Source organism: Halopseudomonas bauzanensis, from assembly GCF_900114735.1.
In the GTDB taxonomy this organism is placed as follows: Bacteria; Pseudomonadota; Gammaproteobacteria; order Pseudomonadales; family Pseudomonadaceae; genus Halopseudomonas; species Halopseudomonas bauzanensis.
Map to the genome: position 1 here is coordinate 58,461 of NZ_FOUA01000001.1, position 19,585 is coordinate 78,045.

A 19,585-nucleotide genomic window follows, 5' to 3' on the forward strand; every position below is an offset into this window, starting at 1 on the left:
TCACACACCCGCGGCCCTCTCGCCACGGGCAGCACCCTGCTCCTCCTCCATCTGCCGCAACCGGGTGATCATGTAGCCTACATGCAGATGCAGGCTATACAGTTCATGAGCATAGGACAGGGGCACATCGACCCGGGTCAGCTCGTCTTCCAGCTTTACCAGACTGGCAATCTCCCGCTCCAGCACCTGATGGATACCGCCGTTATGAATCAGCTTGTCCACCCGCCGCAGGTCCGCGTACCAGCGATAGACCCGCGCCCGCATGCGCCAGCTGTAGAGCGGCCCCATGCTCTTGATCAGCGGCAGCATGATGACGATGAAGGGGATCAACAGCACCACGTAGCGGTCAAAAATCGAGGCCACCCAGAACGGCAGATAGCGCTGCAGCATCGGCACGCCATTCTTATGGTAGTACTCCGCTTCACCAGTGAGCTCCAATTCCATGGGCATAGCCGCGGGAAAGGCCCCCGGCGGGTCCAGCAGGCTGCCCTGACGCAACACATCGGTGGTTGCTTTCAAGACCAGCGACGCCAGTGCCGGATGGAAGGCATCGTTGACCACCAGGGTGGCGACCGGCGACAGTAACCGGGTGGGCTGGGCCGGTACATTACGCTCCAGATCGAGCAGCCCCTCGGGAATACTCAGGGTATCGAGAAACGGCAGTCTGGCGGCAAGCGCCTCGGTTTGCTCGAGGCTGACCAGTTCCAGATCCGGGTCGGCCAGCAGTTGGCGTACCGTGGCATTATTCACCGGCAGAACGAAGAAGGCCGCGTCCAGCTCGCCGCTGCGCAGCCCCTCCAGCGAGTCCCGCGCCGACAAACGCTGCCAGTTACCCGCCAGCACATCTGCCTCGCCGACCTGATCACCGAGCTGACTGAACAGGCTGTGTACTACTGCCCAGGTGCCGCTGCCCATGGTGCCGACCGAGACTCTGCGGCCATGCAGGTCCGCCAGCCGGGTAATATCCGCACCTCGACGCTGAAACAGCCACAACGGCTCGTGATAGATGGCTGCCAAACCCTCCAGCCGGGCTCGCTGCGCGGGCTCGATCAGGCTGGTGGTGCCGCTCTGAATCAGACCCAGCTGCACCTCGCCAGTGCCATCACTCAAGCGCTGCAGGTTCTCCACTGAGCCGCTGCTGGGGCGCAATTCCAACGTCAGCCCATCCTCTGCCAGCCGTTCCTGCAGGGCCAGGGCGAAGCCATGGTAGCCGCCGGACTCACCACCCGTGGTCATCACCAGGGTCCGCGGCGGCGCCGGGTCGAGAAAGCGGAACAGCCCCCAGGCCAGCAGCAGCGCCAGGGGGACAATCCATAAATTGGTACGAATGAACAACGCGATCTGCTTCACTGCGTGCATCTGAGCTTCTCCAGTCTCATGGCCGGGTGGAAACCGGGCGAGCGCCAGCACCAAAACCGGCGAGGAGCTTGCAAGAAGTCGCCATTCTGGTACTGTCTATCTATGCCGATGTCCTGTTGGCTTCTTTACCTGTTTTTCCCAACTACCGTTTTTTCATTGTCTTTAACAAGGAGTAATGCTGTTCGCCATGAGCAAATCACCCTCTATCGTGCTCACCCGTCTGGATGTCCAACGCCTGGATGAGGTGTTGAATACCATGGACGCGCCGATCGACCTGCTGGAGGCTCTCGAGAACGAGATGCTGCGAGCCAAGGTCGTGTCTCATACGCGCGTTGCTCCGGATGTGGTCACCATGAATTCCACGGTGCGCTTCGCGGATGAAACCAGCGGCCGCGAAATGGTCCTGACTCTGGTTTACCCTGACAAGGCCGGACGGGATGGTACCATCTCGGTACTCGCGCCGGTGGGCATTGCCCTGCTCGGTCTGAAGAAAGGCCAGAGCATCGACTGGACCGGCCCCAATGGTCGCCCGCTCAAGCTCAAGATCATCGATATCGAATACCAGCCCGAAGCAAGCGGCGACTTCCATCTGTAAAGCCCGGCGCCCTGCCGGGTTTCCCTCTTCCCTTCCGAACTTCATCCCAGCGTATCCGCTGCCGGTACATCGTGGCCGAGCTCAAGCTCGGCACGATCGGTCCAGTTTTCCCCAAGTTCTGCTTTAACAGATACGCCCAACTCCTTGAAATCATTTACTTGCTTGACCAGGTTGCCACGGCCACTGACCAACTGGGCACAGGCCTTGTGATAAGCCTCGCTGGCCTTGTCCAGGCTGCTGCCGATACTCTCCATGCTGCCGAGGAAGGTGCGTAGCTTGTCATGCACCCGTGCGGCCCGCTCGGCCAGCTCGGCGGTGTGGCGGTTCTGGTCTTCGAAGCGCCACAGCTGCCGCACGATGTTGAGGCTGGTCAGCAAGGTGGTCGGCGTCGCCACCAGCACGTTCTGCTCGATGGCCTTCTGGAACAGGGTTTCGTCGGCTTTCAGCGCTTCGACGAAGGCGGATTCGATGGGCACGAACATGAACACCATCTCGGGTGCGTTGAGCCCCGGCAGGTCGAAGTAATTGCGCTCGGCCAACTCGCGTATCCGCTGCCCGAAGGCCTGTACATGCTCGGCCAGGGCCAGCCGGCGCTCGGTATCGTCCTCGCTGTTGATATAGCGGGTGTAGGCATTCAGCGACACCTTGGCATCAATGATCAGATGTTTGTCCTGGGGCAGGTAGACCAAGGCATCGGGGCGCTGGCGTTGACCATCGCTGGCGGTCATGCTCACCTCACGCTTGAAATCGATGCCGGCGCGCAGACCGGAGCGCTCCAGCACGTTCTCCAGAATCAGTTCACCCCAGTTGCCCTGGGTCTTCTTCTGCCCGCGCAGGGCGGTACTCAGGTCGTGGGCTTCCTGGGTGATCTGCTGGTTGAGCTGCTTGAGGTGCAGCAGTTCCTGCGCCAGAGCCGCCTGCTGCTGGGTGTCCTTGTGATGGATATCTTCCACTTTGCTGCGGAACTGATCGATCTGCTCGCGGAACGGCTTGAGCAACGCGTCAAGAGACTGCTGACTGGTCTGGGTGAAGGTCTGGCCCTTGGCTTCGAAGATGCGTCCGGCCAGTTGCTCAAATTCCAGCTTGAGCTGCTCGCGGCTGTCCTTGAGCAATTGCTGCTGTTCATCGAAGTGCTGCTGGCGCTGGCTCAGGGTGGTCTGCAAGGTGGAATGCTCGACCCGCAGCTGTTCGTGGGTTTGCTGTAATTGTTGCAGCCGCTGCTCCAGGGTCCGGCGTTCGGCCTGCAACTGCTCGCCCTGGCGCTGCTGCTCCTGGGCCTGGACCTGAAAGCGCTCGGCAGAACGCTGCCATTCATTGCACTGCCCCTCTGCATCAGCCAGGCGGGTTGCCAGCCGACCACGTTCCGCATCCAGCCGGGCTACGGATTCCTGCAGGTGCTCAAGGCGGGTTTCCAGACTCAGCTGTGCACCCAGCTGTTGATGCATTTCCAATTGCTGGCTGCGGTTTTGCTCAAGCAACTCATCGACCCGCCCTTGCAGCAACCGTTCCCGGCGCAGTAACACCCAGCCGGTGAGCAGCCAGCCACCCAGCAGGGCCAGGCTGAGCAAGGGCAACAGAAACCGCATTTCATTCAGGGGCATGGGTCATCTCCTATGGCTGCCCGGTATTATCCCTGCGTATGGCTGAATATGTAACCGTTGGCTGTTAACGCGAGGTGGCGACCTCACCGACCAGCGCGAGTAGCGGCCCTGCGGCAATGACTGTGACAGCCATGGGCGAAGCGCATGAAGGTAGGAACAATGGCCGGCGAGCGCCAGCGGGGTAAAGGCAGGACACTGCGCCGGTAGCCCCGGCGCAGTGGAATCGTCAGACCATCAGCCGCACTTGCTGTCGCCGCAGGCCAGGCAGGTGAGACAGCCGTCCATCTGCACCGCGGCCTTGGTGTGGCATTTGCCGCACATCTGCGCGCCGGCCGGGTAGGCTTCGGCACTGTCGTCACAGTCCGCTGCCGCCTGGGCTGGGGCGTTGATGCTGGTGAACTCGGCCCGCTTCTGCTCCAGATAGGCACGCTGGTGCTCGTCCATCCCATCCTCAAGCATGCCTATGCGCTTGAGGTGCTGCTCCAGCACATCGCCGATTTCCGCAACCAGCGAGGGCATCCAGCGGCCGCCACGCTTCATGTAACCGCCCTTGGGATCGAATACGCTGTTCAACTCTTCGACCAGGAAGGTGCAGTCGCCACCCTTGCGGAAGACTGCGGAGATGATCAGTGTCAGCGCCGAGATCCACTGGTAATGCTCCATGTTCTTCGAGTTGATGAATATCTCGAAGGGCCGGCGGGTTTCATGGTCGCTGCCGGGGTTGAGCACCACGTCATTGATGGTGACGTAGATGGCATGCTCGGAGGTTGGCGTCTTGATCTTGTAGGTCGAGCCTTCGAGGAACTCGGGGCGTTTGAGCTTCTCGTGCATTTCGACATAGGTGGGCGCAGCCGGTTCGGGCGCCTTGGCCGGCTCGTCCGGCTTGACCACTGCGTAGTCGACAATCTTGCTGGTTATCTTGAGTGCCATGTCCATCTTCCTTGCCCCGCGCCTTGGCGGGGCTGTGTTGTTTGTTCAGCCGTGCAATGCAGTAATCCAGCGGCTCAGAATTTGCCGTAGTAGCCTTCCTTGAGCGCATCATACAGATTGGCGGCGGAATGCATTTCGCCGTCGTATTCGATTTCTTCCCCGCCCTTGGCCTCGATGATGCTGCCGTCTTCCAGCTTGAAGCGGTAGGTGGTGTTGGCCAGGTCCTGTTCCTTCACCAGCACGCCCTGGAAGGCCTCAGGGTTGAAGCGGAAGGTGGTGCAGCCCTTCAAACCCTTGTGGTAGGCATACAGGTAGATATCCTTGAAGTCCTCGTAGGGATAATCCGTCGGCACGTTGGCGGTCTTGGAAATCGACGAATCGATCCACTTCTGCGCCGCAGCCTGCACGTCCACGTGCTCGGTGGGCTTCACGTCATCGGCAGCGATGAAATAATCCGGCAGGTTGCGCGAGGCAGCTTCCATGTCCGGCAGCGCCTGGGGATCGATGAATTCCCGATAGGCCAGCAGCTCGAAGCTGAACACGTCGACCTTTTCCTTGGATTTCTTGCCTTCGCGGATCACGTTGCGGAAATAGTGATGGGCGAAGCTCGGCTCGATGCCATTGGAGGCGTTGTTGGCCAGCGACAGGGAGATGGTGCCGGTGGGGGCGATGGAGCTGTGATGGGTAAAGCGCGAACCCTGTTCCGCCAACGCCTCGACCAAGGCCGCATCTTCACCCGCGACCTGCTGCATGTAGCGGCTGTACTTGGCCCAGAGCACCTTGCCCTTGATCTGCTGACCGACCTTGAAGCCGTCCCTCTGCATTTCCGGACGCTTGGCGAGCATGGCACCCGTGATGGTGAACTCTTCTTCCATGATCGGCGCCGGGCCCTTCTCCTCACTGAGCTTGAGACCGGTGCGCCAGCCCTGCAGGGCCATTTCGCGGGAGACCTGCTCGGTGAATTCCAGCGACTGTGCATCGCCATACTTCATGCACAGCATGGTCATGGTCGAGCCCAGACCGAGGAAACCCATGCCGTGGCGGCGCTTGCGGAAAATCTCATTGCGCTGCTCTTCCAATGGCAGGCCATTGATCTCGACCACGTTGTCCAGCATGCGGGTGAAGATGTCCACCACCTTGCGGTATTCGTCCCAATCGAACCGGGCTTTATCGGTGAAGGGATCGCGTACGAACAGGGTCAGGTTGATCGAGCCCAGCAGGCAGGCGCCATAGGGCGGCAGCGGCTGCTCGCCACAGGGGTTGGTGGCACGGATTTCCTCGCAGAACCAGTTGTTGTTCATCTGGTTGACTCGGTCGATCAGGATGAAACCGGGCTCGGCGAAGTCGTAGGTGGAGGTCATGATCATGTCCCAGATGCGCCGCGCCTTCATGGTGCGGAACACGCGGCAGGCTACCAGGCCGTCGTCGCGGGTCACATAACGTTCGTTGCTTGGCCACTCACGCCAGATCACCTGCTCGGCATCGTTGACATCGATCTTGTCTGCTTCGGCTTCGCCGATGCCCAGCGGGAAGGCCAGTTTCCATTCGCTGTCGGACTCCACCGCCTGCATGAACTCCTCGGTGATCAGCAGCGACAGGTTGAACTGACGCAGGCGACCGCCCTCGCGCTTGGCGCGGATGAAGTCCGCCACGTCCGGATGACCCACATCGAAAGTCGCCATCTGCGCACCACGACGGCCACCGGCGGACGACACGGTGAAGCACATCTTGTCGTAGATATCCATGAACGACAGCGGGCCGGAAGTGTAGGCGCCAGCGCCGGAGACATAAGCACCGCGGGGCCGCAGGGTGGAGAATTCATAGCCGATGCCGCAGCCGGCCTTCAGCGTCAGGCCGGCCTCGTGCAGCTTGGACAGGATATCGTCCATGGAGTCGCCGATGGTCGCCGAGACGGTGCAGTTGATGGTCGAGGTCGCAGGCTTGTGTTCCAGCGCGCCGGCGTTGGAGGTGATGCGGCCGGCGGGGATGGCACCATGGCGCAGCGCCCAGAGAAACTTGTCATACCACTCTTCGCGCAGCTCCGGCAGCTCGACTTCGGCCAGGGCGCGGGCGACACGCTGATAGGTCTCATCGACGGTCTGGTCGATGGCTACGCCATCCTTGGTCTTGAGCCGATATTTGGTATCCCAGATATCTTCCGAGGCCGGCTGCATGGGAATGTTGGTTACGACATTATGCAGACGTTGCACCTTGGCTGTTTGACTCATCATATTCTCCTGGAATCAGTGCTGTCCGGGCTTGACAAACGTTCACGCCTGCTCACCCCTGCACCTGAAAAACACTACTGGTTGTGCGTAGTGCGAATCCTAGACCCAGATATGGTAAAGATCAACAACAAAGGAAACCTGAAAATGCGGCCTGGAGATCTTGACTTGCATGCAGGCCGCGACAGCTCAGGCGGTGACCGCCGAGCCATCTATCGGAAAGAAATGTCCGTCACTCCATACGCCGATGCGGGGCTGGCCATCGACCTGTTCCTCGACCGCCAGGTCCGCCAGTTCATAGAATACGTTGCGATGGATCAGCGCCCGCAGGTTGCTGCGCAGCAGCACGTAGGGTGAAGGTTCGCTGGTGTCGGCATCCACTCGGACGGTGATCGGATGCATCTCGCCAGCCAGCACACTGTGGCCCAGGCTGGTGAAGAAGGTCAGACGCTGTTCGCGGCCCTGCCCCTCCACCTCCAGCCGTACCGCAACGAAGGGGACATCATCGACCCGGATGGCCCAGCGCTCCACCGGCGTGACCAGGTAATAGCGGCCATCTTCATCCAGCCGCAGAATGCCGGAAAACAGCTGCGCCAGGGACTTGCGGCTGATGGGTCCGCCTTCGTGATACCAGGTGCCGTCACGGGCAATGTGCATATCCAGCTCACCGCTGAAATCCGGATGCCACAGATGCACTGGCGCCGGCTCGCGTGCGTCGCCGGTACTCGACTCAGGCAAACTGTCGAGCAGCGACTGGGGTGGTGGTGGTCGGTTGTCCATAGGGTGCCTCGATCTCGGAATGGCTAGGGTCTGCCCAGCAATTGACGGGTATAGTCTTCCATCGGTTCCCGCAGCAGACCTTCCGGACGGGTTTTGTAGAATGCGAGAAAGCCGGTGCGGCTGGTGATGGTGGCAAAATCGATGAGCCGCTCGGTGCCCGCTTCCAGCAGCATCAATTGCAACACCACTGCATCGCGCCCCACATGGCCTGCACTGGCCTGCTCCGCGGTCGGCTGCGCGCCGGCGCTGCTCTGGGCGCTGGCGAAGCGGGTGTACAGCAGATAATCCAGCCCCTGTTGTCGGGTATGCAGCAACGCCTCATCCAGCCCCAACGGCTGTTCCGCGCGCCGCACCAGGGGAAAGACCTGCACTGCGGCGGCAAATCCTTCCTCGGCGAGAATGTTCGGGCGCGCATAGGCATGACCGACTGGCACGAAGTGACTCTGCGCTATGTAGAATCGCGAGTCGGCCTGCAGGCGGAAGTTGCCGCTGCGGGTGATCTGATAGCGATCCAGCAGCCCGGCATCGCTGAGGTAGAAGCGCCCTTCCTCCTTCATCTGCGAGGGCGTACAACCCCAGGCCAGCACGGCCAGCGCCAGCACCGCAGTAATTCGGGACAGCGATATCATCGGTTTCATAATCCACGCATCCGCTCGGGGCGCAGCCCGGCCTGTTCCGGTTGCTCGATGGCCTGACGCACCTGCGCCAGCAGACGCGGCTGGTCAGCACCCAGTATCCCTTTGAGCACCAGATAGTTCGATGCATGGTCGCTGCGAAAAACCGTATTGTTCAGCTCCAGGGCAGACAGGAGCATCTCGATCTCACGAAACAGTCCCAGCTGATCGAGGGGCTGGAAGTCAGGGAAACGCGCCTGGTAGCGCTCCATGCCATGGGGAAAGCTGACCACCAGTGTGGACAGGAAATCCGGCTGGGTCAGGTTCATCAACCGGGCTGAGTTCGCCGCATGCTGCTCGGACAGATTCCGGCCACCCAACCCGTTCAGAATCATCACCGAGGTCTGCAAGCCAGCCTCCTGGGCCTTGAGCAACGCCTCGGCAGTGGAATCGAAGGTCTCGCCCTTGTTCACCCGCTGCAACACCTCGTCATCACCAGACTCGGCACCGACATAGAGCATCTGCAGGCCGGCCTCGCGCAACTGTCTGAGTTCCTCTACGGATTTGCGGCGCAGATTGCGCGGCAGGCAATACGAGGTGACCCGCTGTACTTCCGGCATGTGCTCGCCTATCGCCTCGAGAATGCGTAGCAGGCGGTGAGTCGGCAACACCATGGCGTCGCCGTCGGCGAGAAACACCCGCTGCACGATCAACTGCTCGCCACTGCGGCGGATCTCATCCAGCACCTGCTGTTCGTCACGGGCGCGAAATTTCTTCTGCGGCGCAGTGTACATATCGCAGAAGGTGCACTGGTTCCATGAGCAGCCGTTAGTCACCGGCAAGATCAGCGAATGCGCCTCGCTCGGCGGACGAAATACCGGCTCGATGTAGTCGATGGGAAAACGGGGCTGGGCTGACATGCATCACTCCAATCAAGGTTCGCTGCTCAGTTTACAGAATAGCCGGGCATACGCCCTCCCCGGTGATTGATCACCCGTATGGGTTTAGCGCGCGGCTGATGATTCTTTTATGGTTTCCGTACCGAAAGAAGGCATTTTGCCAGGGTAATCGGCTGAATAATCATACGGATAATAACAATGCGCAAAACAACCAGCATCACACCATCTCGCTTCATCCTGTCCACCCTATCGGCAGTGGTCATGGCTACCAGCCTGAGTGGCTGCCTGTCGGGAGGCGGTGGCGGCAGCAGTCATGACGGCGGCTCCGCTGAGAACCCACTGAAGGTCACCACCCAGCAGGGTGATTACATCGGGATCGAGCATGACGGCATGCGGGTATTCCGTGGCCTTCGCTACGGTGTAGCCGAGCGCTTTGCCGCGCCCGCTCTCCCGCCGGCTCACGCTGATGCCATCCAGTTGAGTGAAACCTTCGGCAGCAGTTGCCCGCAAGATGCCAGCCCCTTCGGTGAAGCAAGTCTGGATGAGGATTGCCTGTTCCTGAATGTCTATGCGCCGGAAGAGCCCGGGGAGTATCCGGTCATGGTCTGGGTCCACGGCGGCGCCTTCATTTATGGCTCCGGCGGTGCCAGTTACGAACCAGTGCGGCTGGTAGAGCAAGGCGTGGTAGTGGTGACCCTCAATTACCGCCTGGGTGCGTTGGGCTTCCTGCCCCATGTCGCGCTGGCAAATGCCAACTTCGGTCTGCAGGACCAGCAGCTGGCACTCCAGTGGGTCCAGGACAATATCGACCAGTTCGATGGCGATCCAGATAACGTCACCCTTTTCGGCGAGTCTGCGGGCGGCCACAGCGTCATGAGTCAGCTGGCCTCACCGGGCGCAGCGGGCCTGTTCCACAAGGCCATCGTGCAGAGTGGTTCCTACAACGGCGCGCAGGTACCGCTGGGGGATATCCCCCTGGGGCTGGACACTGTCATTCCGGGCGGCCAGAGCTTGTTTGGCCTCCCCACCATTGCCCAGACCACTTGTAGAGATACCCCGGATGCGCAACTGCTGCAATGCCTGGGAGACTTATCCGTACGGGAGCTGCTCGATGCCCAGCCGGGCAATATTCTCCCTGTCACCAACACCGCGACGCTCCCCCGGTCGATCAACCAGGCATTGGCCAGCGGGGAGTTCAATGAGGTCCCGGTGATGATGGGCAGCAACCTGGATGAAGGCGCGCTATTTACCCTGCTGGCACTGGGAGACGGCGAGGATCTGTTCACCCCGGCGGGCTATACCGCCGCTGTCGCCAAGCTGCTGACAGAAGACCCAACCCTGGACGCCGGCCAGATCGCCGATGATTATGCCGCAGAGCAACCCACCGGCCCCCTGCAGTTCGTCAATGCCTATTCGGCAATCGGTACCGACTGGCGCTTCAACTGCCCGAACAACAACCAGTGGAACCTGTTACAGAGCCAAGTGGATACCTGGGGTTACTGGTTTGCTGATCGCAACGCACCAAATATTCTTGCCGGTGTAACGGCGCCCTTCCCCCTGGGTGCTGCTCATTCCTTCGAGATTCAATACGTGTTGAGCTCCGAACAGACACTGATTGACCGTGGCGCCGGAGAAGATCAGCTCGCCCTGGCGGAACATATGGCCCGCTACTGGACCAATTTCGCCAAATACGGCGACGACCCAGCCATCGGCCCCAATGGCACTGACGGCGCAGCGGAAGCGGTGGAATGGCCACGTCTGACGTCAGGCGGGCAGATCCTGCGCCTTGACGCTCCGACCCCGGCCGCGGTCGATCAGAGCGCCTTCAACACAGCCCACCAATGCGCTTACTGGGAGAACCCGCCGCGCATTCCCCTGGGGTAAGGCAGGCTCCAGCCGTGGCATCGAATCAGTCGATGCCACGGTTCAGTTATCCTGGCTCTGCCGTGGCAGGATCGCCAGGAAATTACTCCCCGCCACCTTGTGCGCCACCGTCTCGGGCAAGGCATCGAGGAAAACGTCGAAGCCGCTCATGTACTCCCCCAGACTGCCGAACTTGCCCACCACATCCGAGCCGATCATGAAGCGATCCGGGAAGCGTTCGACCAGTTGCAGCCAGCGCGGGTCCGGCTTGCCTTCGCTGTCGAGCAGGTAAGGCTCCAGCATGGTCCACGACAGGTCGATATACAGGTTCGGATACAGCCCGAGCAATCGCTCCACCTCATCGAACAGGAATGTCAGCTTCTCCTGGTGACGATGGATTTCCTTGCTGGTGCCGGCATGGGCCCAAATGAAGCGTACCTGTGGATGGTCACGCAGGGACTCTTCCAGCTCCGGCAGATACAGCGGATTGCGCTCACGCTTGGAGGTGATATTGCTGTGGATCATCACCGGCAGATCATACTCGGCGGCCAGGTAGTAGATCCGGTCCATGGCCTCGCTGTTGGCGCGGGGCACCTCGCTGTTGGTCAGTGCGGTCAGGTCGTCATGGCGGGTGAATACCTCACCGATGCCCTGCCACATGCCCGGATAGGTCTCCAGCAGGCGGCGCAGGTGCTCATCGGAGTTCTTGTCGTTGGGGTTGAAACCAGAGAGGAAGGGATGAAAACGCGACCGCTGTTTTTCATCCAGTTTTTCCAGCGCATGAGCGACGATGTAATCCGTTGCGCTGAACCAGTATGCCCCTGCGTCATCCCCAGCGTAATAACGCGGCCGACGTGGTTCATTTTCATGCCATTTCTTGGCTACCGGAACACCGCTGATCATGGCGTGGCGGATATTGTGCTCATCCATCTGCTTTAACAGCTCGGTCATGCCGTCGGTTTCCTGGAAGAAGTCGACGTAATGCAGATGGGCATCGGTATAACTGTAGTCACGCGCCTGGGCGGGCAAGACCGCCAGCGCGGCGAGGAGACACAAGGCAGAACGGAAAGGCGGCAAGCGGGTACTCCTGTTCAAGTCGATTGCCCGGTAGACCCGCCGCTTCGCCTCAAGTTCACGCCCTGCCCTCAGGCGGGATCGCCATCGCGCCGCCGCTTGGAACGGTTGCCCATGCGTACGCCAATATCCATCAGAAACTGCATGTAACCTTCCTTGTCTTCGATCACTTCGCGCCAGAACGGCGAGTGATACATGGACATGGCGCCGTGCACCAAAGCCCAGGCCGCGCAATAGTGAAAGTACGCCGGTACATCCTCCAGCTTGCCTTCGTCGATACGCTCCTGAATCACCCCGGTCAGATGATTGAAATTGGAGGCGCGGATGCGATGCAGCTCCTCCACCAGTTCCGGCATCTGATTGGCCTTGAGAACTTTCTCCTCCAGCCGATCGAACAACCGATAGCGCTCCGGATCACTCATGCGAAAGGCGAAGTATTCCCGGGAGAGCGCCTCTCGATCCGTTTCGATGGATTCCGAATGCAGCAGCTCGGCCAGATCGCGCTCGTAGTCCAGCATCAGGCGCAGATAGATCTCGGCTTTTGACTTGAAGTGCTTGTAGATGGTGCCCTTGCCGATTCCGACATCATCGGCAATCATTTCAACCGTGACGCTGTCTTCTCCCTGCTCCAGGAACAAACGCAACGCCGAGGTCAGAATTTCCTGTTCCCGGCGCCGAAACTCCCGGATCTTGCGTGATTCTTTCTGCATATGCTTACCTGCATGGGCGTGACGATGAAAATGCATTATGCCAATTTCATGACCAATTGCACACTTTTGGTATTAATATGACCAAAAGTTCATGCCTTTACAGTGACCATGTTCCGTTTGGCTCCAGGCACGCTATCATCGGCAACAGAAATGCAATCCGCACAGGACCCGACCATGCTCCATAAACTGCAATGGGATGATGAGTTCCCCCAAGACCCCACCATTTGCTATTTGAATCACGCAGCTGTTGCCCCCTGGCCCAAACGCGCCGCTGATGCAGTGACGGCCTTCGCCCGGGAGAACATTACACGGGGAGCGGAGGATTATCCTCGTTGGATTCAACTGGAGCATCGCCTGCGGGGGCAATTCCAGACCCTGCTCAACGCGCCGAGCAAAGGCGATATCGCCCTGGTGAAGAACACCTCCGAGGCGTTATCCCTGGTGGCCATGGGGCTGGACTGGACGGCCGGCGACGAGGTCCTCGTCAGCGATCAGGAGTTTCCTTCAAACCGCATTCCCTGGCAGGCGCTGGAGAGTCGTGGCGTTATTCTGCGTCAGGTGAGCCTCGATGGAGATGATCCGGAAGCGGCATTGATTGCGGCAATGGGGCCGGCGACTCGTCTGCTGAGCATCAGCTCCGTGCAATATGCCAGTGGCCTGCGCATGGACCTGACGCGCCTGGGGCGCGCCTGTCGCGAGCGCAACATCCTGTTTTGCGTCGATGCCATTCAATCGTTAGGCGCCCTGCCGTTGGACGTGCAGGCAATCGATTGCGACTTCGCCATGGCTGATGGGCACAAATGGCTGCTGGGGCCTGAAGGACTGGGCGTATTCTATTGCCGACGCGCTGCGCGCGACCGGCTGAAGCTGCTGCAATTCGGCTGGCACATGGTCGAGGCCATGGGCGACTATGACCGCGAAGACTGGATGCCAGCGAGCACCGCCCGACGTTTCGAGCCCGGCAGTCCCAATACCCTCGCCCAACATGCTCTATCGGCGAGCCTGGAGCTATTGCTGGAGGTCGGCGAACAGCGCATTCAGGAAGCGTTGCAGCAGCGCACGGCGTACTTGCTGCAATCACTTGGTCGCCTGCCGGGGGTGCGTATTCTCAGCCCTGCGGCACCTGAACGACGCGCGGGCATCGTCACCTTTCGCATCGAGGGTTGGGATACCAGCCAGCTGTTTGCCCAGTTGAAGGAAGCCGGAGTGATTTGCGCCGCTCGCGGTGGCGGTATTCGCTGGTCACCGCATTTCTATACGCGGCAGGACGTGCTGGATCGAGCGTTGGTTATCCTCAAAGGCATCCTCGCCCAGCGGCAAGACTGAACCAGTCACGATAAGCTCCTGCACCTTATTCCGAATAGGTTTAATGAAAGGGCCTATCTGACTGGAAATGCCGCAAAAGTCGGCAATACTTCTCATATCAGATGCAGCACCTCCCCCAAGTGCCGCATCTGGCAGAGCCGGCCCCGTCCGGCTTTGTATCACTCCTAATGGTCTTGACCCGAATTTCTCCCCCGGAATTCGGGTTTTTTTTAACTATTCAACAGAGAATACATCAACTTGTTCGATATTTATGCTGGGTATTTTGCGCTTTTAACCCAGATTACTTTGATAGATCATCGCTGCATCTGATCGAAGCAGCCAGAGCTCCGATCACCATAGAACAGGAGACAGACAATGATCGAACTGCGTCCTTACCAAGAATTGGGTGGTGCCCACCACGGTTGGCTGAATGCCCGGCACCATTTTTCCTTTGCTGAATACCATGATCCCAAACGCATGCACTGGGGACATCTGCGCGTATGGAACGATGACATCATCGCTCCGCATTCGGGGTTCCCAACCCATCCGCACCGCGACATGGAGATCATCACCTATGTCCGCGAGGGAGCGATCACCCACCAGGACAGTCTGGGCAACAAGGGCCGGACCCTCGCGGGCGATGTACAGGTAATGAGTGCCGGCACTGGCATCGCCCATAGCGAGTTCAACCTGGAGGACCAGGAAACGCGGCTGTTCCAGATATGGATCTTGCCCGACGAGAAAGGGTTGGCCCCCTCCTGGGGTACCAGACCTTTCCCCAAGGGTGAACGCAGCGGAACCTTTGTTACCCTGGCCAGTGGGCTGGCGGAGGATGGCGATGCCCTGCCCATCCGGGCAAATGCCCGCTTGGTCGCCGCCACCCTGAAACCGGGGCAGACTGCGGACTATGCTATTGCCACGGGGCGCAAGGTCTATCTGGTACCGGCCAGCGGCCGGGTCGAGATCAACGGTGTTACCGCCAATGCCGGTGACGGCGTCGCGGTGCAGGGCGAGACGTTGCTGCGGATTACCGCTGAAGAAGAGAGTGAGGTCGTGCTGGTGGATGTTGCCTGATCAGGGCCGCATCCAGCTGAACGATGCGCCAGAGGCGCAACTCCAATGGGTTGAATCACTGAGTACCATAACGACAGAGGAAGCAATAATGACCAAGCTACTGGTGCTATACCATTCCATGTACGGCCATATCGAAACCATGGCCAATGCCGTCGCCGAGGGCGCACGTCAGGTTCCCGGTGTCGAAGTCGACATCAAGCGTGTGCCGGAAACCATGCCCGCCGAGGCCTTTGCCGCAGCGGGCGGCAAGACCGATCAGCAGGCCCCCCAAGCCCGCCCGGCGGAACTGGCCGACTACGATGCCATCATCTTTGGCACACCGACCCGTTTCGGCAACATGTCCGGGCAGATGCGCAACTTCCTCGACCAGACCGGCGGCCTCTGGGCCAAGGGTGCGTTGGCGGGCAAGGTGGCCAGCGTGTTCACCTCCACCGGCACTGGCGGCGGCCAGGAGATGACCATCACCTCCACCTGGACCACCCTGGCGCACCACGGCATGGTGATAGTGCCTGTCGGCTATACCACCCCCGCACTGTTCGATATATCCCAGGTGGGCGGCGGCACTCCCTATGGCGCCTCGACCATTGCCGGTGGCGATGGCTCACGCCAGCCGGATGAACGGGAACTGGGCATTGCACGTCATCAGGGCCAGCATGTAGCGCAGATTGCCAGCAAGCTGACCCGTTGATTCAGACAGCCGTCAGGGGGAACAACCGGTGAAAGTTGGCCGTGGTGTTCTCCCAGAGGCGCTCCAGCTGCTCGCCGCGCAACTCGGCAAGAAAGGCAGCCACCTCGCAGACGAATTGCGGCTCGTTCGGCTTGCCGCGGTGCGGCACTGGTGCCAGGTAGGGTGAATCCGTTTCGACCAGCAACCGATCGGCGGGAATCCGCCGCGCCACGTCCCGCAGCGCATCGGCATTGCGAAAGGTGACGATGCCAGATAGGGAAATGTAGTAGCCGAGATCCAGCGCCGCCCGCGCCATGTCCCAGTCCTCAGTGAAGCAGTGCAGTACTCCGGCATTGGGCAGGTCTGCCTCGCGGAGCATGGTCAGGGTATCCTCCCGCGCTTCGCGGGTGTGGATGATCACTGGCTTGCCAGTGGTGGCGGCAGCCTGCAGGTGATAGCGGAAGGAGTCCTGCTGCGCCTGGGCCATGTCCGGCTCGTAGTGATAATCCAGGCCAGTCTCACCGATGGCGGCTACTCGCGGATGCTCCAGCGCCTCCAGTAACCAGGCAAGATCGGTTGGATCGTTACGCGTCAGGTCCAGGGGATGTATCCCTACGCTGCACCAGACGTCGTCGTACTGCTCGGCCAACTGCTTGACCACCGGCGCGTTGGCGGCGTCCACGCCGATACAGAGAAACTTGCCGACACCACGCTCGCGCGCAGCATTCAGAGCGTTGTCGAGAGAGCCGTCATGGGCAGTGAGGTCGAGGCGGTCGAGATGGCAGTGGGAATCTATCAGCATGGTCACATGGTATGGGTCGGGCGGTCGGATTTGAGCGCGCCGGCCAGGTAGGTTTCGATTTTGCTGCGGGCGGTATTGTCCTGATCACTGAACTGGACTCCGATACCGGCTGCACGGTTGCCCTGGGCGCCTCGCGGGGTAATCCAGATGACCTTGCCTGCCACCGGGATCTTCTCCGGTTCTTCCATCAGGTTCAGCAGCATGAAGACCTCATCGCCCAGGCGATAGGTCTTGTTGGTGGGAATGAACATCCCGCCGTGTTTTACAAAAGGCATGTAAGCCGCATACAGCACTGACTTGTCCTTGATCGTCAGTGAAAGAATGCCGTTGCGGGGTCCTGGCGCAGTCGCAATGCTCATATCGTTGTCCTTGTTGATACTCGGCATGGGTCTGCCATCTAGACTAGCGTCTTTCCAGCAACTGTTTCCACTGGATCAGCAGCGTTTCGATAAACAGCACCCGATTGAGGTTGGCTTTGCCCAGCAGCATGCCCCGATGTTGCAGCAGCCAGCTCTGCCAGTTGAGCAACGCGGGCAATTGCAGGTGGCGCGCCATGTAGGGCAGTACCTTGTCCATATCGGTATTGACCGGAGCTTCCATGGCTCCGGTCTTGAGCCGCAGCAGATCCAGCGTCCAGTCACAGAACCAGTCGGCCAGCAGCTCCAGCGGCAGGTTCGGCCAGCGCTCGGCCAGTTGGGAGGCCGATTGCTGGTTCTTCAACAGCGCCTTGACGCCCTCCACGACCTGTTGACGCAGGCTGGCGGCGTCCATCTCATGCAGGGCAATTGCGCGCAGGGGGGCACCACCGGCCATCAACAGCAACGCGCCGTGCTGCTCGGCATCCAGGTCCGGAAGACTGTGCTGCAGCCAGGCCATCGCCTCGGCGTGGCCGGGAGTGACCAGTGGCTGTACCCGGCAGCGGCTGCGGATGGTCGGTAGCAATCGACTGGGCTGATCACTGACCAGCAACAGATAGGTATCGGAAGTAGGCTCTTCCAGGGACTTGAGCAAGGCGTTGGCAGCGTTCAGGTTCATCGCCTCGGCTGGATGCAGGATGATGACCTTGCGGCCACCCTGCTGCGCCGTCTGCCCCATGAAATCGCCAAGCTGGCGGATTGCATCGATGCGGATGGCCTTGCCCTGCTCTTCCGGCTCCACCACCAACCGATCAGGGTGGCTGCCCGCCTGGCGTAAATGGCAACTGCGGCACTGGCCACAGGCACGCCCGGACTGAGGCTGCAGACACAACAGGTGAGCGGCGAAGGCCTCGGCGAACAGCCGCTTGCCGACCCCTGGCAGGCCGGCGAACAAAAAGGCATGGGCATGCCGGCTGCCGGCGGTCAGGGCATCCCAGACCGGCAGATGCCAGGGGCAAGGACTGACGGCCTGATCAGCCATGGTGGCGCTCCAGCACTTCATCTATCAGGGGTTGCATGGCCTGGCGCACCGAGTCGAGGTCGCCGCTGGCGTCGATCACCCGATAGCGTTGCGGATCAGCCGCTGCGCGTTGCAAGTAGCTGCCGCGGACCGCTTCGAAGAATGCCTGCTGTTCGCGCTCGAAGCGGTCCAGCTCGCTGCGGGCCCGGGCCCGGGCCATGCCCAGCTCCACCGGCACATCGAAGATGATCACCAGATCGGGGCGCAGGTCGCCCTGGACCCAGTTCTCCAGCGCGGCGATACGCTGCGGATCGATACCGCGGCCGCCGCCCTGATAGGCATAGGTGGCATCGGTGAAGCGGTCACTGATCACCACCCGCCCCTCGGCCAGCGCCGGGCGGATCAGGCCGTTGAGGTGCTGGGCGCGGGCGGCGAACATGAGCAGCAGTTCGGTATCTGCGTGCATCGGCTCCTCATGCAGGCTCAGCAGCACGTCGCGGATACGCTCGGCCAGCGGCGTGCCGCCCGGCTCACGCGTGATCAACGGCGCGCAACCCCGCTCGGCCAGCGCCTGGGCAAAGACCTTGAGGTTGGTGGACTTGCCAGCCCCTTCCGGGCCTTCGAAGGTGATGAACAGTCCGCTCATTGCGCCGCCCCGCTGTCTTTTACTGGCTCCGCCGGAGGCGGGCTGGAGCGATAGTTGGGGGCCCGCTGCAGAATCTGATAGTGGCGGACCGCGCGGTTGTGCTGCTGCAGGGTCTCGGAGAAGACATGGGAGCCATCCCCCCGGGCCACGAAATACAGCGACTTGCCTGGGGTCGGATTGACTGCGGCAAGCAGCGCTTCGCGACCAGGCATGGCGATGGGCGTTGGCGGCAGCCCGTCGATGGTGTAGGTGTTGTAAGGTGTCGGCCGGCGCAGGTCGCTGCGGCGGATCTTGCCCTGCCAGTCTTCGCCCATGCCATAGATCACTGTCGGGTCAGTCTGCAGGCGCATGCCCATCTGCAAGCGGCGGGTGAACACGCCGGCAATCTCGCCGCGCTCATGGGGTACACCGGTTTCCTTTTCGATGATCGATGCCAGAATCAGCGCCTCGTAGGGCGTATCGATCGGCAACCCCTCGCCACGCTGCTCCCAGGCTGCCTCCAGCTCCTGCTGCATGCGCTGATGGGCGCGCAGCAGGATGTCGCGATCACTCATACCCAGCGTGTACCGGTAGGTATCAGGGAAGAACATGCCTTCCGGGTGATCTTCCGTCAGGTTCAGCTCGGCCATTACCTGGGCGTTGCTCAGTTCGTCGGACAAGCTGTGCTGCAGCCGTTCGGCCTTGGCCAAAGCAGCGCGAAATTGGCTGAAGTTCCAGCCTTCGACCAGGGTAACGCTGCGCTGTATCACCTCACCTCGTTGCAGCAATGCCAGCAACTGCTGCACCGTCATGCCGGGCGTGAGTCGATACTCGCCGACCTGCAATACGGTGTCCGGCATCTGCCATTGCCAGTAACGGCGTATCCAGCTGGACCGCTCGATCACTCCACGTTGCTCCAGGCTGGAGAACACCCGGGCGGGCGTGCTGCCGGGCGGAACGTCCAGCGTATCTGCGACCTTGATCTGCAACGACTGATCCAGCGTGGAATTCAGGGTGTAGTATCCCCAGAGCCCAGCGCCAGCCAACAAAACCACTGAAAAAACAGCAGCTTTCATTAAAAACCT

Annotated in this window: 19 protein-coding genes; 5 read left to right on the forward strand and 14 right to left on the reverse strand. The window is 60.7% G+C overall.

Translation table 11 applies throughout. The annotated features are described in order from the left end of the window. Positions 1–1,359 carry a TAXI family TRAP transporter solute-binding subunit gene (locus BM267_RS00285; RefSeq protein ID WP_074778583.1) on the reverse strand — a complete coding sequence of 453 codons (1,359 nt, stop codon included), beginning with the start codon at positions 1,357–1,359 and terminating at the stop codon, positions 1–3. A gap of 187 nt (positions 1,360–1,546) precedes the next feature. On the opposite strand from BM267_RS00285, the gene rnk reads away from it, so the two are divergent. Beyond that, the gene (gene rnk / locus BM267_RS00290) at positions 1,547–1,954 is read left to right on the forward strand and encodes a nucleoside diphosphate kinase regulator (RefSeq protein ID WP_036990314.1); all 408 of its coding nucleotides are present in this window, start codon (positions 1,547–1,549) and stop codon (positions 1,952–1,954) included. A 41-nt stretch (positions 1,955–1,995) separates the two neighbouring features. Here rnk and BM267_RS00295 read toward each other — a convergent pair whose 3' ends face one another. The 6 genes from BM267_RS00295 to BM267_RS00320 all read right to left on the reverse strand — a co-directional run bounded on the left by BM267_RS00295 (position 1,996) and on the right by BM267_RS00320 (position 9,024). Next, positions 1,996–3,555, reverse strand: a complete 1,560-nt coding sequence (locus BM267_RS00295) for a DNA recombination protein RmuC (RefSeq protein ID WP_074778580.1) — start codon at positions 3,553–3,555, stop codon at positions 1,996–1,998. Between the two features lie 234 nt (positions 3,556–3,789). Beyond that, entirely contained in the window at positions 3,790–4,485 is a 696-nt protein-coding gene (locus tag BM267_RS00300) for a TSCPD domain-containing protein (RefSeq protein ID WP_036989692.1), read from the reverse strand. A 74-nt stretch (positions 4,486–4,559) separates the two neighbouring features. After that, positions 4,560–6,713 carry an adenosylcobalamin-dependent ribonucleoside-diphosphate reductase gene (locus BM267_RS00305; RefSeq protein WP_143063017.1) on the reverse strand — a complete coding sequence of 718 codons (2,154 nt, stop codon included), beginning with the start codon at positions 6,711–6,713 and terminating at the stop codon, positions 4,560–4,562. Between the two features lie 186 nt (positions 6,714–6,899). Further along, positions 6,900–7,490, reverse strand: coding sequence for a DUF1285 domain-containing protein (locus BM267_RS00310; protein WP_074778576.1), 591 nt, complete (start codon positions 7,488–7,490; stop codon positions 6,900–6,902). 23 nt (positions 7,491–7,513) lie between these two features. Continuing rightward, the gene (locus BM267_RS00315; protein WP_235818236.1) at positions 7,514–8,128 is read right to left on the reverse strand and encodes a DUF4823 domain-containing protein; all 615 of its coding nucleotides are present in this window, start codon (positions 8,126–8,128) and stop codon (positions 7,514–7,516) included. Then, positions 8,125–9,024 carry a radical SAM protein gene (locus BM267_RS00320; protein ID WP_074778574.1) on the reverse strand — a complete coding sequence of 300 codons (900 nt, stop codon included), beginning with the start codon at positions 9,022–9,024 and terminating at the stop codon, positions 8,125–8,127. Before BM267_RS00320 ends, BM267_RS00315 begins: the two co-directional genes overlap by 4 nt. Positions 9,025–9,201: 177 nt before the next feature. Between BM267_RS00320 and BM267_RS00325 the strand changes: the two genes are divergently transcribed. After that, positions 9,202–10,887 carry a carboxylesterase/lipase family protein gene (locus tag BM267_RS00325; RefSeq protein WP_074778572.1) on the forward strand — a complete coding sequence of 562 codons (1,686 nt, stop codon included), beginning with the start codon at positions 9,202–9,204 and terminating at the stop codon, positions 10,885–10,887. 42 nt (positions 10,888–10,929) lie between these two features. Here the strand turns inward: BM267_RS00325 and BM267_RS00330 are convergent, their stop codons facing one another. Both BM267_RS00330 and BM267_RS00335 read right to left on the reverse strand, forming a co-directional pair. After that, positions 10,930–11,943, reverse strand: a complete 1,014-nt coding sequence (locus BM267_RS00330) for an amidohydrolase family protein (protein WP_074778570.1) — start codon at positions 11,941–11,943, stop codon at positions 10,930–10,932. A 68-nt stretch (positions 11,944–12,011) separates the two neighbouring features. Next, the gene (locus BM267_RS00335; RefSeq protein WP_036989683.1) at positions 12,012–12,650 is read right to left on the reverse strand and encodes a TetR/AcrR family transcriptional regulator; all 639 of its coding nucleotides are present in this window, start codon (positions 12,648–12,650) and stop codon (positions 12,012–12,014) included. A 174-nt stretch (positions 12,651–12,824) separates the two neighbouring features. Here BM267_RS00335 and BM267_RS00340 point away from each other — a divergent pair, with 174 nt between their 5' ends. From BM267_RS00340 to wrbA, 3 genes are all read left to right on the forward strand, one after another. Continuing rightward, complete coding sequence (locus tag BM267_RS00340; RefSeq protein ID WP_074778568.1) at positions 12,825–13,976, forward strand: aminotransferase class V-fold PLP-dependent enzyme; 1,152 nt, start codon at positions 12,825–12,827, stop codon at positions 13,974–13,976. A gap of 354 nt (positions 13,977–14,330) precedes the next feature. Further along, on the forward strand, positions 14,331–15,029 hold the full coding sequence (locus BM267_RS00345; protein ID WP_074778566.1) for a pirin family protein: 699 nt from the start codon (positions 14,331–14,333) through the stop codon (positions 15,027–15,029). A gap of 88 nt (positions 15,030–15,117) precedes the next feature. Further along, a complete protein-coding gene (gene wrbA / locus BM267_RS00350; protein WP_036989681.1) occupies positions 15,118–15,717 on the forward strand; it encodes an NAD(P)H:quinone oxidoreductase in 600 nt (199 codons plus the stop codon). Between the two features lies 1 nt (position 15,718). On the opposite strand, the gene BM267_RS00355 is transcribed toward wrbA, so the two are convergent. Genes BM267_RS00355 through mltG form a run of 5 tightly spaced genes read right to left on the reverse strand, consistent with a single transcriptional unit; the run spans position 15,719 to position 19,576 of the window. Continuing rightward, entirely contained in the window at positions 15,719–16,498 is a 780-nt protein-coding gene (locus BM267_RS00355; RefSeq protein ID WP_036989680.1) for a TatD family hydrolase, read from the reverse strand. A gap of 2 nt (positions 16,499–16,500) precedes the next feature. After that, on the reverse strand, positions 16,501–16,857 hold the full coding sequence (locus BM267_RS00360; protein WP_074778781.1) for a PilZ domain-containing protein: 357 nt from the start codon (positions 16,855–16,857) through the stop codon (positions 16,501–16,503). Positions 16,858–16,900: 43 nt separating this feature from the next. Continuing rightward, positions 16,901–17,896 (reverse strand): DNA polymerase III subunit delta', encoded by a 996-nt coding sequence (locus BM267_RS00365; RefSeq protein WP_074778564.1) that lies wholly within the window; start codon positions 17,894–17,896, stop codon positions 16,901–16,903. Continuing rightward, the gene (gene tmk / locus BM267_RS00370; protein WP_074778562.1) at positions 17,889–18,521 is read right to left on the reverse strand and encodes a dTMP kinase; all 633 of its coding nucleotides are present in this window, start codon (positions 18,519–18,521) and stop codon (positions 17,889–17,891) included. The genes BM267_RS00365 and tmk overlap by 8 nt, the downstream gene beginning before the upstream one ends. Continuing rightward, on the reverse strand, positions 18,518–19,576 hold the full coding sequence (gene mltG / locus BM267_RS00375; RefSeq protein ID WP_036989678.1) for an endolytic transglycosylase MltG: 1,059 nt from the start codon (positions 19,574–19,576) through the stop codon (positions 18,518–18,520). The genes tmk and mltG overlap by 4 nt, the downstream gene beginning before the upstream one ends. Between the last annotated feature and the right edge of the window lie 9 nt (positions 19,577–19,585).

Coding starts and splice junctions, on each gene's coding strand:
- BM267_RS00355 (WP_036989680.1), bottom strand. CDS start 16,498: ATGCTGATAGATTCCCACTGCCATCTCGACCGCCTCGACCTCACTGCC.
- mltG (WP_036989678.1), bottom strand. CDS start 19,576: ATGAAAGCTGCTGTTTTTTCAGTGGTTTTGTTGGCTGGCGCTGGGCTC.
- BM267_RS00310 (WP_074778576.1), bottom strand. CDS start 7,490: ATGGACAACCGACCACCACCACCCCAGTCGCTGCTCGACAGTTTGCCT.
- BM267_RS00320 (WP_074778574.1), bottom strand. CDS start 9,024: ATGTCAGCCCAGCCCCGTTTTCCCATCGACTACATCGAGCCGGTATTT.
- BM267_RS00295 (WP_074778580.1), bottom strand. CDS start 3,555: ATGCCCCTGAATGAAATGCGGTTTCTGTTGCCCTTGCTCAGCCTGGCC.
- BM267_RS00335 (WP_036989683.1), bottom strand. CDS start 12,650: ATGCAGAAAGAATCACGCAAGATCCGGGAGTTTCGGCGCCGGGAACAG.
- BM267_RS00365 (WP_074778564.1), bottom strand. CDS start 17,896: ATGGCTGATCAGGCCGTCAGTCCTTGCCCCTGGCATCTGCCGGTCTGG.
- BM267_RS00360 (WP_074778781.1), bottom strand. CDS start 16,857: ATGAGCATTGCGACTGCGCCAGGACCCCGCAACGGCATTCTTTCACTG.
- BM267_RS00305 (WP_143063017.1), bottom strand. CDS start 6,713: ATGAGTCAAACAGCCAAGGTGCAACGTCTGCATAATGTCGTAACCAAC.
- BM267_RS00285 (WP_074778583.1), bottom strand. CDS start 1,359: ATGCACGCAGTGAAGCAGATCGCGTTGTTCATTCGTACCAATTTATGG.
- rnk (WP_036990314.1), top strand. CDS start 1,547: ATGAGCAAATCACCCTCTATCGTGCTCACCCGTCTGGATGTCCAACGC.
- BM267_RS00340 (WP_074778568.1), top strand. CDS start 12,825: ATGCTCCATAAACTGCAATGGGATGATGAGTTCCCCCAAGACCCCACC.
- BM267_RS00345 (WP_074778566.1), top strand. CDS start 14,331: ATGATCGAACTGCGTCCTTACCAAGAATTGGGTGGTGCCCACCACGGT.
- BM267_RS00325 (WP_074778572.1), top strand. CDS start 9,202: ATGCGCAAAACAACCAGCATCACACCATCTCGCTTCATCCTGTCCACC.
- BM267_RS00300 (WP_036989692.1), bottom strand. CDS start 4,485: ATGGCACTCAAGATAACCAGCAAGATTGTCGACTACGCAGTGGTCAAG.
- wrbA (WP_036989681.1), top strand. CDS start 15,118: ATGACCAAGCTACTGGTGCTATACCATTCCATGTACGGCCATATCGAA.
- tmk (WP_074778562.1), bottom strand. CDS start 18,521: ATGAGCGGACTGTTCATCACCTTCGAAGGCCCGGAAGGGGCTGGCAAG.
- BM267_RS00315 (WP_235818236.1), bottom strand. CDS start 8,128: ATGAAACCGATGATATCGCTGTCCCGAATTACTGCGGTGCTGGCGCTG.